The following is a 13485-nucleotide window of genomic DNA, read 5'->3' on the forward strand; positions in this document are numbered from 1 at the left end:
TGCGCAAAATTTTTTTACCGAAAGAAAATATATGAATTACAAAAATTTAGTCTCAAAATACGGCTCTCCACTTTATGTTTATGATTTCGACGAGATTACGAAAAATTATGAATTGCTAAAAGGTGCATTTGCAGCGCGCAAATCGCTAGTTTGCTTCGCTATTAAGGCAAACTCAAATTTAAGCATTTTGCAACATTTAGTAAGGCTAGGAAGCGGGTTTGATTGCGTGAGTATCGGCGAGGTCAGACGCGCGCTTTTGGCCGGGGCAAATTCGTATAAAATCATATATTCTGGTGTTGGCAAGCAAGATTATGAGTTAGAAGAGGCGTTAAAAAGCGAAATTTTATATATAAATTTAGAAAGCGAAGCAGAAATGTATCGCTTAGAAAAAATCGCGCAAAATTTGGGCAAAACCGCTAGGATTAGTATCCGCGTAAATCCAAATGTCGATGCCAAAACTCACCCATACATTTCTACTGGACTTAACGAAAACAAATTTGGCGTTAGCATTGATAATGCGCGCGCTATGTATCTTTACGCCAAAAAGTCTGAATTTTTAAATCCAGTTGGAATCCACTTTCACATAGGTTCGCAATTAACAGATATTTCACCAATTCACGACGCAGCGAAAATCGTAAGCGATCTTTTACGCGAACTGCTTGCAGCGCAGATTGAGATTAAATTTTTCGATATCGGTGGAGGGATTGGAATCCGCTATAAAGACGAAAAACAGGTTAGTTTGTATGATTATGCGCAAGGAATTTTGGCTGTTTTAAGTGGGCTAGATGTTACGATTACATGCGAGCCGGGCAGGTTTATCGTAGGAAATGCGGGCGAGTTTATCACTAGCGTTTTATACGAGAAATACAACGGCGCCAAACGCTTTGTCATCACAGACGGAGCTATGAACGATCTAATCCGCCCAAGCCTATATCAAGCCTATCACGAGGTCGTAGCAGTGCAAAAAGAGGGAGAAAGCTCGCTTTGTGATATCGTAGGGCCGATTTGCGAGAGTGGCGATTTTTTAGCCAAAAATGTAAATTTGCCAAATTTAGACCACGGCGATATTTTGGTGATAAAAAGCGCAGGAGCGTATGGATTTAGCATGTCTAGCAACTACAACACGCGCCCGCGCCCAGCTGAGGTGGCTATTAGCGAGGGCAAGGATCGCTTAATCAGAGCCAGAGAGAGTTTCGAGGATCTCGTTGCAAACGAAAAAAAATATATGGAAGAGTGATGAAAAGCATAGAAGATTTACGCGTAGGGATTGATAAAATCGACGATGAGATTATTCGTTTGATTGATTTGCGTATGGATTATGTCAAAAAAATCGGCGAATTGAAGCAAACCACAGGAAGCGCCGTGTATCGCCCAGAAAGGGAGCGTGCGATAATTTCTAGGCTTGATGGGGTAAAGCTAAAAAATTTAAACAAAGAGGCCATTGAGGCGATATTTTTTGAAATTTTCTCAGTTTCTAGAAATTTAGAAAAACCGCAAGTTGTAGCGTTTTTAGGGCCTTTTGGCACATACACTCACCAAGCAGCCAAGGCTAGATTTGGCGCGATTAGCACCTATGAGCCACTCTCAAACATTGAGGCAGTGTTTAAATCCCTAATCACCAAAGAGGCCAAATACGGCGTCGTGCCCATAGAAAACAATACCGAAGGCGCAGTCGGCGTGACGCTGGATTGTTTGCGCAAATATCAAGAGGTCAAAATCGTAGCCGAAATTTATATGGATATCCACCACTCTTTGGTTACAAATTGCACGCAAACAGCCGAGATTACGCAGATTTTCTCTCACCCACAAGCCTATAATCAATGTTTGAAATTCTTAGACGATCACGGGCTTAGTGGGGTTAAATTTACAGCCACCAAATCCACTGCCAAAGCCGCCCAAGCCACGCTTGAAACCCCAAATTCAGCAGCGATTTGCTCTAAAATCGCAGCCGAGCTGTATGGCGTGCCTGTAATGTATGAAAAAATCGAGGATAATGCAAACAACCGCACGAGATTTTTCGTGCTAAGCGACTTCAAAAACCAAAGAAGCGACCGCAACAAAACCAGCATTTTGGCTAAAACTGATGATAAACCGGGTGGTTTAGTGGAGTTGCTTCAAATGTTTCGCAATGAGGGGATAAATTTGACTAAATTAGAGAGCCGTCCGATTAAATCGCATGATTTCAAAAGCGTATTTTATATCGATTTTGAGGGGCATATCGACGATGAGGGTGTGATTAGAGTGCTAGAAAACGCCACTCGCCACGCTCATGAAATAACTTGGCTTGGAAGCTATTTAAATGGAGATGAATAATGAAATTTAACAAATTTTTGGAAGATTTGAGCAATTACGAGGCTGGAAAGCCAATCGAGCTAGTGGTGCGCGAATTTGGCGTGAAGAAAAAAGATGTGCTAAAACTAGCTAGCAACGAAAATCCATTTGGATCTAGCAAAAAAGCGCAAAAAGCCATTAAAAAATGCGCCACCTGTGCTCATCTTTACCCTGATGATAGTATGTTTGAGCTAAAAGACGCGCTAGCGGCGAAATTTGGCGTAAAAAGCGAAAATATCATAATCGGCGCAGGTAGTGATCAAATCATAGAATTTGCTCTTCACAGCGTGCTTAGCAAGGGTTTTGCGATACTTCAAGCAGGGGTAAGCTTTGCGATGTATGGTATTTACGCAAGGCACTGCGAGGGCAAAATTTATAAAACCAAAGAAATTTCGCACGATTTAGAGGCGCTAAAATCGCTTTATGAGGCGCACAAAAACGAGATAAAAGCGATATTTTTGTGTATGCCAAACAACCCTCTTGGCGAGTGTTTGGACGCTGAGAAAATTTACGAATTTATCGCTAGCGTGGATAAGGACACCCTCGTCATCATCGACGCAGCTTATAATGAATTTGCCACATTTAAGGACAAAAACAAGCACCTTGACCCTAAATTTATAGCCACGCATTTCACAAATGCCCTCTATCTTGGGACATTTTCTAAGGCGTATGGGCTTGGTGGTATGAGAGTGGGGTATGGAATTGGCGAGAGTGGAATTATTAGCGCGCTTTATAAACTGCGCCCGCCATTTAATATCACCACGCCGACCTTAGCAGCGGCGATTGCGGCACTTAGCGATGATAAATTTGTGCAAAAGACCTTGCAAAATAATTTTCAGCAGATGAAAAAATTTGAAAAATTTGCCACCAAAAACGGCATTAAATTTCTACCAAGTTATGCAAATTTCATAACATTTATGCTAGGCGAAAATCAAAATTCAACCCAAATTTGCGACGCTCTTTTGCGACAAGGTATAATTTTGCGAAATTTAAAGAGCTATGGATTAAACGCGATTCGCATTACAATCGGACTTCCGAAGCAAAATTTGCGCGTTTTTAAAGCCTTAAAAGAGTTGTTATAGTGGATATCAAAAACAAAAGCCTAACCGAACTTAGCGAGCTTTGTGAGCAAATTCGCACCAGAATCGTCGAAGTCGTGAGCCAAAACGGCGGTCATCTTAGCTCAAATATGGGGGCAGTCGAGGCGATAGTGGCTATGCATGTGGTTTTTGATAGCGCAAAAGATCCATTTATCTTCGATGTCAGCCACCAAAGCTACGCGCACAAGCTTCTAACTGGGCGTTGGGAGGAGTTTAGCTCTTTGCGTAAATTTGGCGGACTTAGCGGATATACTAAGCCTAGCGAAAGCGCGCATGATTATTTCGTAGCTGGGCATGCTAGCACCTCGATTAGCCTAGCTGTGGGCGCAGCAAAGGCGATCAAACTCAAAGGCGAGGATAGGGTGCCTGTGGTGCTAGTAGGGGACGGCTCGATGAGTGGGGGCATGACTTATGAGGCGATGAACGAGCTAGGGGATTTGCATTTGCCCTGCGTAATCATACTAAATGATAACAAAATGAGCATTTCTAAGCCAATCGGCGCATTTAGCAAGTATCTTAGCCAGATGATGGCGGGCGAGACATATCAAAAATTTAAATCGCGCATAAGAGAGCTTTTATCTCACGCGCCCGAAAGCGCTACATACATGGCAAGGCGCTTTGAAAACTCGCTAAAACTCATAATCCCTGGCATGTTTTTCGAGGAGCTTGGACTTGAATACATCGGCCCCGTTGATGGACACAACCTAGGCGATTTAATTAGCGCATTTAAGGTTGCAAAGGGTGCTAAAAAGCCCGTAATTGTGCATATCCAAACAATCAAAGGCAAGGGTTATAAAAACAGCGAAAACGACGACGGCAACTGGCATGGCGTGGGAGCTTTCGACATAAAAAGTGGCGAATTTAAGAAAAAATCGGGCGCGAAATCAGCTACAAAAATTTACCAAGAAGCCCTTTTAGAGCTAGCGCAGGCTCACTCTGATATAGTTGGCGTAACAGCTGCTATGCCAAGCGGGACTGGGCTAGACGCGCTAATTGAGCGTTTCCCGGATAGATTTTGGGATGTGGCGATTGCCGAGGAGCATGCGGTAACTTCAATGGCAGCAATGGCAAAAGAGGGTTTTAGGCCATACATTACGATATATTCGACCTTCATGCAGCGCGCGGTCGATCAAGTAATCCACGATTTGGCGCTTATGGGCTTAAACGCAGTAATCGCCATGGATAGGGCTGGAATCGTGGGCGAGGACGGCGAGACGCACGAGGGGGTTTTTGATATAAGCCTATTTAACGGGGTTCCAAATTTAAGCATGTGTGCGCCGTGTGATGAGGCGAGTTTTAGGGCATTGATGAGGTATTCGCACGAGCATAAGGGAATTTTGGCGATTCGCTATCCGCGCGGAAGTTTTACGATGCAAAGCTTGGAGCCAAATTTCGGGCAAATTCCTGAAATTTCGCCATTAAAATCGAGATTTATCAAAGAGTGCGAGGCTAGCCAAATCGCATTTATCGGCTATGGAGATAGCACCGGCAAGGCGTGCGAGGTAGCAAAAATCCTAAATGATAAAATCAGCGTAAATATCGTTGATTTGGTCTTTGTAAAGCCATTGGATAGAGAATTTTTACTAAATTTAGCGAAAAAAACCAAAATTTGGTTCGTATTTAGCCAAAGTATGAAAAAAGGCGGTGTGGGCGAAATACTAGGCGCGTTTTTACAAGAGGAAAATATTCAAAATGTAAAAATTATTTCTTATGAATTCGATGATATTTTTTTACCGCACGGAAGCACCGCAGATGTGGAGAAATCGCTAGGTTTAGATGCGCAAAATTTAGCAAAAGTAATATCAAATACAAAAAATTATCAATTAGTATAATTTTAGTTTAATATTTTTTGCATATAATGAGTAAATTTTATCTAAGGACGACATTATGACACATGTAGATTTGCTCAAAAACTGCGGGCTCAAAGCCACGCCACAACGCCTTTGTATCCTAAAAGTGCTAGACCGCCACGAGCACCCAAATATCGACTCACTCTATGACGGGATTAAAGAGGATTATCCATCAATCTCACTTGCTACGGTTTATAAAAATTTAAATAGATTGCTTGATGAGGGCGTGGTTGTCGAGGTAAATACTCCAAACCAAAAGCCAAGATACGATATTTACAACACCCCGCACATGCATGTCGTTTGTGAAAAATGCGGAAATGTCAGCGATATGTTTATGGGCGATATTTTTATGGACGATATGCGCACCAGCGTCGAAAAACAGCTTAAAAATTTTGTCCGCAAACTAAATATAACAGCCACAGTTGAAGACTGCGAGTTTTGTAGGTAATATAAGCTTAAATTTGCTATCATTACCCATTTTATTTTTGGAGTGGGTATGAAGACAAAGCGCAAATTTCTACTTTATGATAGGGCGATTTTATTTGCATTGCAAGATGCTGGCGTTAAACTTCGCAAAAGCGATGTTAGCTGGTTTTATACATCATTTTCGCCCGAAATTTACTATGTCTGCGAAAACAATACCTTCACGCTTCATCATAAAAAAGAAGATCTCATCCGTGAGGCTTTGAAATTTAAAATTTCCAAAGACGATTTTAGCGAAGCCAAGGCCGATATGCAGGGCGAAATGGTGCAAAAATGCCGTTATGGCTTTGCGAATTCTCAGGCTGATTTTCACCTAGAAATTTACTCTTCCAGGCTATCTACGCTAATCACGCTAGTTGCGAATTTCAAAAGCGAAGAAGCTAGCAAGAAGTTTGATTTTGTCAAAACATTTGGTGAGCACGAATTTTTAGATATCAGCGATGATTTTCGCTACAAAACACGCTATTTAGCGCGTTTTGGCAAGCCTTGCGAAAAGCTAAATTATGGCTTTGCCAAAAGCGTGTTTGAAAAATTTGACGATATGAAATTTCAAATCCCGCCATACGCCGATAGCGCGCAAAGTGCTGGCGTGATTTTTGCTAAAATTTATTCGCAAATTTTAAAATCGCACGATGAATATATGTGCGCCAAAGATGAGGAAGCGCTTCATAAATTTCGCATTGCAATGCGTAAAATGCGGGTTATGGTGAAATTTTTCGCTCCACTTTTCGCGCCAAAAATCACTGATGAAATTTTAACTCATCTCAAAAACATCGTCGGCAAAACAAATCAAATGCGAGATATCGAAGTATTTAGCAAATTTTTGGTGCAAAACTCCGCCCCAGCGCACTTTGGAGCGCAGATGGACGCGCTTGGGCGCAGTATTAATGAGCGCACAAAAAGAGCTTTAAGCGACGCTGAATTTGATAAATTTAGGGCTAAATTTGAGGATTTTTTGAAAAATTTAGGCGGAATTTACCTTAGCCCAGAGTATGAAAAAATCGCTAAAAAATTTATCTCAAACCGCCTAAACAAGGCGTTAAAAGCCCTTAGAGGCGTGATTGGCGAATTAAACGAAAAAAGCGAAATCGCCAAATTTCACGACGCGCGAATTTATCTAAAAAAGGTTCGCTACGAGCTTGAATTTTGCGTTAGGATTTATGAGAGCGCTAGGATCAGCGAGACTTACAAGCAGGTAAAAATCGCGCAAGAGAGCTTTGGTGCGCTCCAAGATGTGAGTATTTGGCAAAATTTCATCGCCATGTATCAAAAAGCAAGCGATAAAAACGACGAGAGTTTCAAATACCTTTTAGCTCTAAACAACGAGCTAATTGCCAAGACAAAGTCCCTAAAAAGCGAGATTTTAGCTCACAAAGATGAGTTTTTAAAATCCATAAAAAAAGCAATTGCAAAAATCAAAATATACAGATAGGAAAAATCGTGGAAAAACAAGAAAAAATCATAAAAATGTTCGATGAAATCGCGCCTACTTATGACAAGGCAAACCGCGCAATCAGCCTTGGCGTGGATACTTCGTGGCGCAAAGCAGGCGTGGGAGCGGCGCTTGAATACTGCAAAAACAAAAGCGTAAAAATCGCCGATGTAGCGTGCGGAACTGGTGATATGATTAAAATTTGGGAGGAATTAGCCCCAAAACACGGCGTTTCAATCGAGCAAATCATAGGAATTGACCCAAGCGTGGGAATGCTAGGCGTAGCCAAAGAGAAATTCAAAGACCACACCTTCATCACCGCGACTGCGACACAAACGACGCTAGAAAACGCTAGCGTGGATATCGTAAGTATCAGCTATGGCATACGAAATGTAGTGGCCTTAGATGAAGCTTTGCGCGAGTTTAACCGCGTAATAAAGCCGGGTGGCTTAGTCGTGGTGCTAGAATTTACCAAAGCCCAAAACGGCGGGCTAGTATTTAAAATGCGCGATTTTTATGTCAGCAAAATTTTGCCATTAATCGGTGGCGCGATTTCGAAAAACAAGGAAGCTTACGAGTATTTGCCAAGCTCAATCGGCAATTTCCTAGACACCGCAAGCTTCAAAGAAAAGCTCATAAATTCGGGCTTTGAGCCACTTGTGATAAAGGGATTTAGCTTCGATGTGAGCACGCTTTTTATCGCCAAAAAGGTGCGTGATGCTTAGCGTCAGCGAAGTCAATGAAAAGGCCAAAGCGCTACTAGAAACGACCTTTGCTGGTATCGAGGTCGAGGGCGAGATCTCGAAATTTAGCGAGCAGAGCATAAGCAAACACTGGTATTTTACGATAAAAGACGAAAACTCAGCCCTTAGTTGCGCTATGTTTCGCTTCGCCAATCAAAGGGTAAATTTCACGCCAAAAATCGGCATGCGCGTCGTGCTAACGGGCAAACTTACGATTTATCCAGCCTCAGGTGCGTATCAAATCCAAGTAACGCAAATGCGCGAAGCTGGGGCTGGCGAGCTAGAAATGCGCTTTAATGCGCTTAAAGAAAAGCTCTCTGGCGAGGGGCTGTTTGACGCGTCGCGCAAAAAACCGCTTCCGAAATTTCCGCGCCATATCGCGCTTATTACGAGCGCAGGATCGGCAGCGTGCGCGGATATGCTAAGAGTAGCAAACGATAGATTTCCTATGCTTAAAATCGATATTTACAACTCTTTGGTGCAAGGAACTAGCGCGCCAAGCTCGATCATATCTGCACTGCGCAGGGCTGATAGCGTCCAGTATGATGCGATTATTATCGCAAGGGGTGGTGGCAGCAAAGAGGATTTGTGGTGCTTCAACGACGAAATGCTCGCCCGCGAAATTTACGCAGCGCAAACGCCGATAATTTCGGCTGTGGGGCACGAAATAGATTTTAGCATAAGCGATTTTGTCGCAGATCATCGCTCGCTCACGCCAACAGCGGCTATGGTGGATTTATTGCCAGAAATTTCCACGCTTTATCAGAATTTAGACGGCGCGGAAAATTATTTGAAAAAATTTATAAATGAAAAAATTGCAAATTTGCAAAATGAACTTAAAATGCGATATTTCGAGCTAAAAAGCAAGTCTGTAGATACCAAAATCACGCAAAATTTATTAAATTTGCAAAATTTAGAGATTAAATTTAAAAACACAATCAACGCCAAATTTGCAAATTTAACTCATCAAATCGAGCTAAAAAACGAAATTTTAAAACAAAAAGCAAGCTATTTTGAGCTCACAAAAGATTTAGTGCAAATCCAAAAAGATGGCAAAAAAATCAGCCTAGAAGAGCTACAAAGTGGCGATAAAATCGCGATTGTATCGCAAAATGCTAAAAAAGTGGCGCAAATATTAGATTAAATTTCAAGGAGGCAAAATGAGTAGAGTTATTAATTTCAGCGCTGGTCCTAGCACGATTCCGCTAAGCGTTTTAGAGCACGCTAAGGCCGAATTTACCGACTACAAGGGTCATGGATATTCGATTATCGAGATTTCTCACCGCACCAAAATTTTCGAGGAAGTCCTACATAGCGCAATGGCGCGCGTAAAACGGCTCTATGGCTTTGGCGAGAATTTCAAAATTTTGTTTTTGCAAGGCGGTGGCAGTTTGCAGTTCGCGCAAGTGCCTATGAATCTCATAACAAAAACAGGCTACGCCGAATACGCAAACACCGGCAACTGGACGAACAAAGCCATAAAAGAGGCGGAAATTTTAGGCATAAATCACCGCGTAATCGCAAGTAGCAAAGAGAGCAAATTCGACCATATCCCAGAGGTGAAATTCAGCGACGACGCCGATTATGGCTACATTTGCTCGAATAATACGATTTATGGCACGCAGTATAAGGCTCTGCCAAAGTGCAAATGCCCGCTAGTCGTGGATAGTTCGAGCGATTTGTTTTCAAGGCCTGTGGATATTTCAAGCGTTGGCTTGTTTTATGGCGGTATCCAAAAAAATGGCGGCCCAGCAGGTGTAACAATGGTGGCGATTCGCGAGGATTTGCTTGATAGGGCTGATGATACCAGCACTCCTATGATTTTGCGCTACAAAACCCAAGCAAATGCCGATTCTATGTATAATACCCCAAATACCTTTGGAATTTATATGCTTGATTTGATGTTAGAGTGGATCGAAAACGAAATCGGAGGCCTTGCTAAAATGGCTACGCGCAACGAGCAAAAGGCCGCGATTTTATACGAGGCAATCGACGCGAGCGGCGGATTTTACGCTGGGCATGCGAGAGCGGATAGCAGAAGCCTGATGAATATTAGCTTTAATATCGCAAGCGGGGCCAAGATCGAGGCGAAATTTATCGATGAGGCTAGCAAGGCTGGTATGATTGGGCTCAAAGGGCACCGCGTGCTAGGCGGAATCCGTGCGTCGCTATACAATGCAATCACGGCAGAAAATGTCAAAACTCTCGTGGAGTTTATGAGAGAATTCGCCCGTAAAAACGGCTAAATTTTAAAATTTGGGCTAAATTTGGCAAAGGCTAAATTTAGCCATTTTCTCCAAATTCCGCTAGCGCAAACTTCAAAATACTGAGCCGAATTTATTCTTATTGCAAGCGCAACGCGCGAAATAATTTAGGCAAATTTTGCAAAAAAACTGACTTTAAATTTTTAATTCGTAGATTGCTTCGAATTTGCTACGCAAATTCTCGCAATGACAGATTATGCAAATTTTGCTCGCTATGTCATTGCGAGGAGCGATAGCGACGAAGCAATTTACGAGTTTGAAATTCATAAACGATAAATTTGCAAAATACTGACTTTAAAATTTTAAATTCGTAGATTGCCACGCGCTTTTGGCGAAGCGTCTTAACGCTTCGCTTTGCGCTCGCAATGACAAATTGAGCAAATTCTCGCAATGACAAATCAAACGCGCGCCTGCTTACAACGACAATGAATAATGCAAAATTTCAAATTTCGCCGCGGTTAAAGATATTTCTCATCGTGCGGAAAAAATTATCGGTAAATGTATCTTTGCGTAGCGTCAGCTCCAAAATCCACTCTTTGTAAGTTTTGCCCTTGCTAGCTAAAAGCTCGTCCAAAATTTTCTTGCTAGCCTTAATCCCGCCTGTTTTTTCAGCCTCCAAAAGCTTGGCATAAATCGGCGCGATTGTCTCAATCGCAGAGCGAGGCGGAGCCTTGCGGTATGCGGTATGCTCGTAAATCTCGCCACTTAGGGGATCGCGGTATGGGCGAAACTCTGTCATCACCCAATAATACCGCCCGTCCTTGGCTAAATTTTTAACTAGCGCGATAAAATCATGCCCTTGATTTATCTCGTCCCACATCATTTTAAAGGCGAGGCGTGGCATGTCTGGGTGGCGTATAATCGAGTGTGGCGAGCCTAGAAGCTCATCGGCGCTGTATCCGCAAATATAGCAAAAATAGGTGTTGGCAAAGGTGATAAAGCCCTTGGTATCGGTTTTGGATACGATGTAGCGATCGGGTTCTAGGCGAATTTCTTCGTTTTTGGGGGTTGGTTTTTTCATTTTGTCCGTTTTCCTTTTTTATAAAGCGATTATAATTTAAATTTGCTTATAAAACAAAATTTTTATCCTAGTTGCGCCTTGGTGGGCGAAATTTGAAAAATAATAAAGCAAAATTTGATTATAATTAAGGATTAAATTTGAGGCGATGAAATGGACGAAATATACGAAGCACTGATACAAAAATTACGAAATTTAATCGACAAAAACTCTGCCAAAGCTAGCGATTTGCGAAATGCTAGGGGGGATTTTTTCCCTAGCGAGGTCAAAATTTCCATTAAATGGGATTTTGACGGCGAATTTAGCGATGAGGTCGTAGCTGGCGGAGAAAACGCCTCAATCCATTTTGGCAAGGATAGAGCGGGGTTTGAAGCGCATGCAAGCGAGTGCATGAGCGAGGCCAAAAACAGCCAAAAACTGCATGAAATTTTGCTTAGCTCGCTAAGAGAGGGCGCAAATTCGGCAATCGCAAGCGCGCAAGCACAGCAAAGGTATTATTCATTTAGCCCATTTAGCGTCTATGAGGGTTGCGAAAAATGCGCCCAAGAGGGCAAAATCGCCTGCAAAAAATGCGCAGGTTCAGGCACGCAAGATTGCTCGGCATGCGAGGGTGCGGGCAAACAACCCTGCTTTGTCTGCGCAGGCGCAGGTCAGATCCCAGCCACATACATTAAGGAGCAAAGCGACGGCTCTACCAAAATGGTCGAGGGCGTGCAAACCTGCCAAAAATGCGGTGGCGCGGGCTATGAAGAGTGCCAAAAATGCGCTGGCGCAGGGAAATTGAAGTGCAAAGCCTGCGACGGGGCTGGTTGGAGCGATTGCGAAGTATGCGCGGGAAATGGCTTTTTTATCCGCACTAGAAGCGTTTGCGCAAATGCAAGTGCAAGCGCTAGAATCGGACTGCGCCAAATCGCTTATAATGATGAATTTTTGGCGTATTTGTGCGCGCAAAATTTAGAATTTATTGCTAGCAAAATCGCCTTTACCCAAAGCGGGGAAGAGCTTAGCGAAAGTGCGTGCGAAGCCGAATATATCGGCAAATGCAAGGTGGTCGAGCTAAGGTTTGAAATTTTTGATAAAAATTATGTTTTGGTGGGCTTTGGCGATCCGCTTAGTATCTTTATAAAGCCTAAAATTTTCGATGATTTATTCGCCGATGACGCCATAAATTTGGTCAAAATTCAATCCCAAGGCGGTATGAGCGCGCGTCAGGCTTATGGATTTTTCGAGAAATATTCTGCCCAGCCCGTGCTTGATAGCGCGATGAAAAAAATCGCTAGCGCGCCAAATCCTAGCGAGGACGAGGCTGTAAATATCGTAAAACGCTCATGCGAGGGCTTCATCGGCGATGAAATGGCGCGAAATATGAGCGCGATGATAAGGGGCTGTCTAGATAGGGTCTCGCCTACGCACTCGCGCGCTGTGTGGGGCGTGCTAGGCGCGATAGTGTGGGTGCTAGGCGCGCTTGGGGCGTGTGGATTTATGGCAGGGGCGCTAGGCAAAAGCGCGCTAGTGGGGATTTTGGGCGCGTTGTGTGTTTTCGCTCTGGCTGCGAGCGTGTGCGGTGCGGTGCTGTGGGGGCTAAGTAGCGTTTGGACGCTGATAAAACAGCGCGAAATCCCAAGCGAATACCGCAGAAGTCTGCGAAATCGCCCTGCGTTTGTGAAATTTGCGAAAATTTTGGCTGTTTTTGTGCTAGCAGGGAGCGTGTATGGGGCGCTGGTGGCTAAAAACAGCGTTCCAAAAATCGCGTTTGCGGGCAAATTTGAAAATTTAGCTAGCCAGCTGTGCGCGAAATTTAGCCCTGGGGATAGCGCTCCTGCGCCCGTGGCGATAAAGGACGAGGGGAATTTCACCGTCGTGATAATCCGCGACGCAAACGATAGCGTAAATATCAGTCAAAAAGAGAAAATCTTCTTTATCCAAAAGGCTGTCGGAGCCAAGCAAGACGGGATTTTCGGGCGCAAAACCCGCCAAAGCGCGCAAAAATTTATCGAGCAGAATTTAACCAGCGTAGATGAAATTTACGAGGCTGTGAAAAAGAAGCAGGATTTAGAATAATATAGAAAAATATAAAGAATTTGAACAATGCACTTAATAAAAATTGATTTAAAAAAATATAAGAGATATATACATATTCAATTACTTATAGTCAGCGTTTGTGTTTTGTGTATAATTTTTCTCCCGGCTTCAACTAAATATTCAAATTTGATAAATTTAGGCTTGGCTTATTTTGCTTTATTTTCTGTGCTTTTAATCAAAAT

The 13485-nt window shown here is 43.0% G+C and carries 11 protein-coding genes; 10 read left to right on the top strand and 1 reads right to left on the bottom strand.

The window, feature by feature from the left end; genetic code table 11:
* Positions 1-31 precede the first annotated feature (31 nt).
* The 9 genes from lysA to serC are packed head-to-tail and all read left to right on the top strand — an operon-like array spanning position 32 to position 10185.
* Positions 32-1237: a diaminopimelate decarboxylase gene (gene lysA / locus OFO01_RS07830; RefSeq protein ID WP_270859694.1), complete on the top strand. Its 1206-nt coding sequence runs from the start codon at positions 32-34 to the stop codon at positions 1235-1237.
* Positions 1237-2313: a prephenate dehydratase gene (gene pheA / locus OFO01_RS07835; protein ID WP_270859693.1), complete on the top strand. Its 1077-nt coding sequence runs from the start codon at positions 1237-1239 to the stop codon at positions 2311-2313. Before lysA ends, pheA begins: the two co-directional genes overlap by 1 nt.
* Positions 2313-3413: a histidinol-phosphate transaminase gene (gene hisC / locus OFO01_RS07840; RefSeq protein WP_270859692.1), complete on the top strand. Its 1101-nt coding sequence runs from the start codon at positions 2313-2315 to the stop codon at positions 3411-3413. The genes pheA and hisC overlap by 1 nt, the downstream gene beginning before the upstream one ends.
* Complete coding sequence (gene dxs, locus OFO01_RS07845; RefSeq protein WP_270859691.1) at positions 3413-5263, top strand: 1-deoxy-D-xylulose-5-phosphate synthase; 1851 nt, start codon at positions 3413-3415, stop codon at positions 5261-5263. Before hisC ends, dxs begins: the two co-directional genes overlap by 1 nt.
* 55 nt (positions 5264-5318) lie before the next feature.
* Entirely contained in the window at positions 5319-5729 is a 411-nt protein-coding gene (locus OFO01_RS07850) for a Fur family transcriptional regulator (RefSeq protein WP_270859690.1), read from the top strand.
* A 48-nt stretch (positions 5730-5777) separates the two neighbouring features.
* Complete coding sequence (locus OFO01_RS07855; RefSeq protein WP_270859689.1) at positions 5778-7196, top strand: CYTH and CHAD domain-containing protein; 1419 nt, start codon at positions 5778-5780, stop codon at positions 7194-7196.
* 8 nt (positions 7197-7204) lie between these two features.
* Complete coding sequence (gene ubiE / locus OFO01_RS07860; protein ID WP_270859688.1) at positions 7205-7921, top strand: bifunctional demethylmenaquinone methyltransferase/2-methoxy-6-polyprenyl-1,4-benzoquinol methylase UbiE; 717 nt, start codon at positions 7205-7207, stop codon at positions 7919-7921.
* On the top strand, positions 7914-9083 hold the full coding sequence (xseA, locus tag OFO01_RS07865) for an exodeoxyribonuclease VII large subunit (RefSeq protein WP_270859687.1): 1170 nt from the start codon (positions 7914-7916) through the stop codon (positions 9081-9083). The genes ubiE and xseA overlap by 8 nt, the downstream gene beginning before the upstream one ends.
* A gap of 16 nt (positions 9084-9099) precedes the next feature.
* Entirely contained in the window at positions 9100-10185 is a 1086-nt protein-coding gene (gene serC, locus OFO01_RS07870) for a phosphoserine transaminase (RefSeq protein ID WP_270859686.1), read from the top strand.
* Positions 10186-10645: 460 nt separating this feature from the next.
* Here the strand turns inward: serC and OFO01_RS07875 are convergent, their stop codons facing one another.
* The gene (locus OFO01_RS07875) at positions 10646-11224 is read right to left on the bottom strand and encodes a PAS domain-containing protein (protein ID WP_270859685.1); all 579 of its coding nucleotides are present in this window, start codon (positions 11222-11224) and stop codon (positions 10646-10648) included.
* Positions 11225-11374: 150 nt separating this feature from the next.
* Here OFO01_RS07875 and OFO01_RS07880 point away from each other — a divergent pair, with 150 nt between their 5' ends.
* Complete coding sequence (locus OFO01_RS07880) at positions 11375-13282, top strand: zinc finger-like domain-containing protein (RefSeq protein WP_270859684.1); 1908 nt, start codon at positions 11375-11377, stop codon at positions 13280-13282.
* Positions 13283-13485: the final 203 nt, after the last annotated feature.

Origin of the sequence: Campylobacter sp. JMF_01 NE2, from assembly GCF_027737365.1 — a bacterium.
Taxonomy (GTDB): domain Bacteria; phylum Campylobacterota; class Campylobacteria; order Campylobacterales; family Campylobacteraceae; genus Campylobacter_B.

Excerpts from the sequence above, each read along its gene's own strand:
- hisC (WP_270859692.1), top strand. The coding sequence starts at position 2,313 with ATGAAATTTAACAAATTTTTGGAAGATTTGAGCAATTACGAGGCTGGA.
- xseA (WP_270859687.1), top strand. The coding sequence starts at position 7,914 with ATGCTTAGCGTCAGCGAAGTCAATGAAAAGGCCAAAGCGCTACTAGAA.
- OFO01_RS07875 (WP_270859685.1), bottom strand. The coding sequence starts at position 11,224 with ATGAAAAAACCAACCCCCAAAAACGAAGAAATTCGCCTAGAACCCGAT.
- pheA (WP_270859693.1), top strand. The coding sequence starts at position 1,237 with ATGAAAAGCATAGAAGATTTACGCGTAGGGATTGATAAAATCGACGAT.
- OFO01_RS07855 (WP_270859689.1), top strand. The coding sequence starts at position 5,778 with ATGAAGACAAAGCGCAAATTTCTACTTTATGATAGGGCGATTTTATTT.
- OFO01_RS07850 (WP_270859690.1), top strand. The coding sequence starts at position 5,319 with ATGACACATGTAGATTTGCTCAAAAACTGCGGGCTCAAAGCCACGCCA.
- serC (WP_270859686.1), top strand. The coding sequence starts at position 9,100 with ATGAGTAGAGTTATTAATTTCAGCGCTGGTCCTAGCACGATTCCGCTA.
- OFO01_RS07880 (WP_270859684.1), top strand. The coding sequence starts at position 11,375 with ATGGACGAAATATACGAAGCACTGATACAAAAATTACGAAATTTAATC.
- lysA (WP_270859694.1), top strand. The coding sequence starts at position 32 with ATGAATTACAAAAATTTAGTCTCAAAATACGGCTCTCCACTTTATGTT.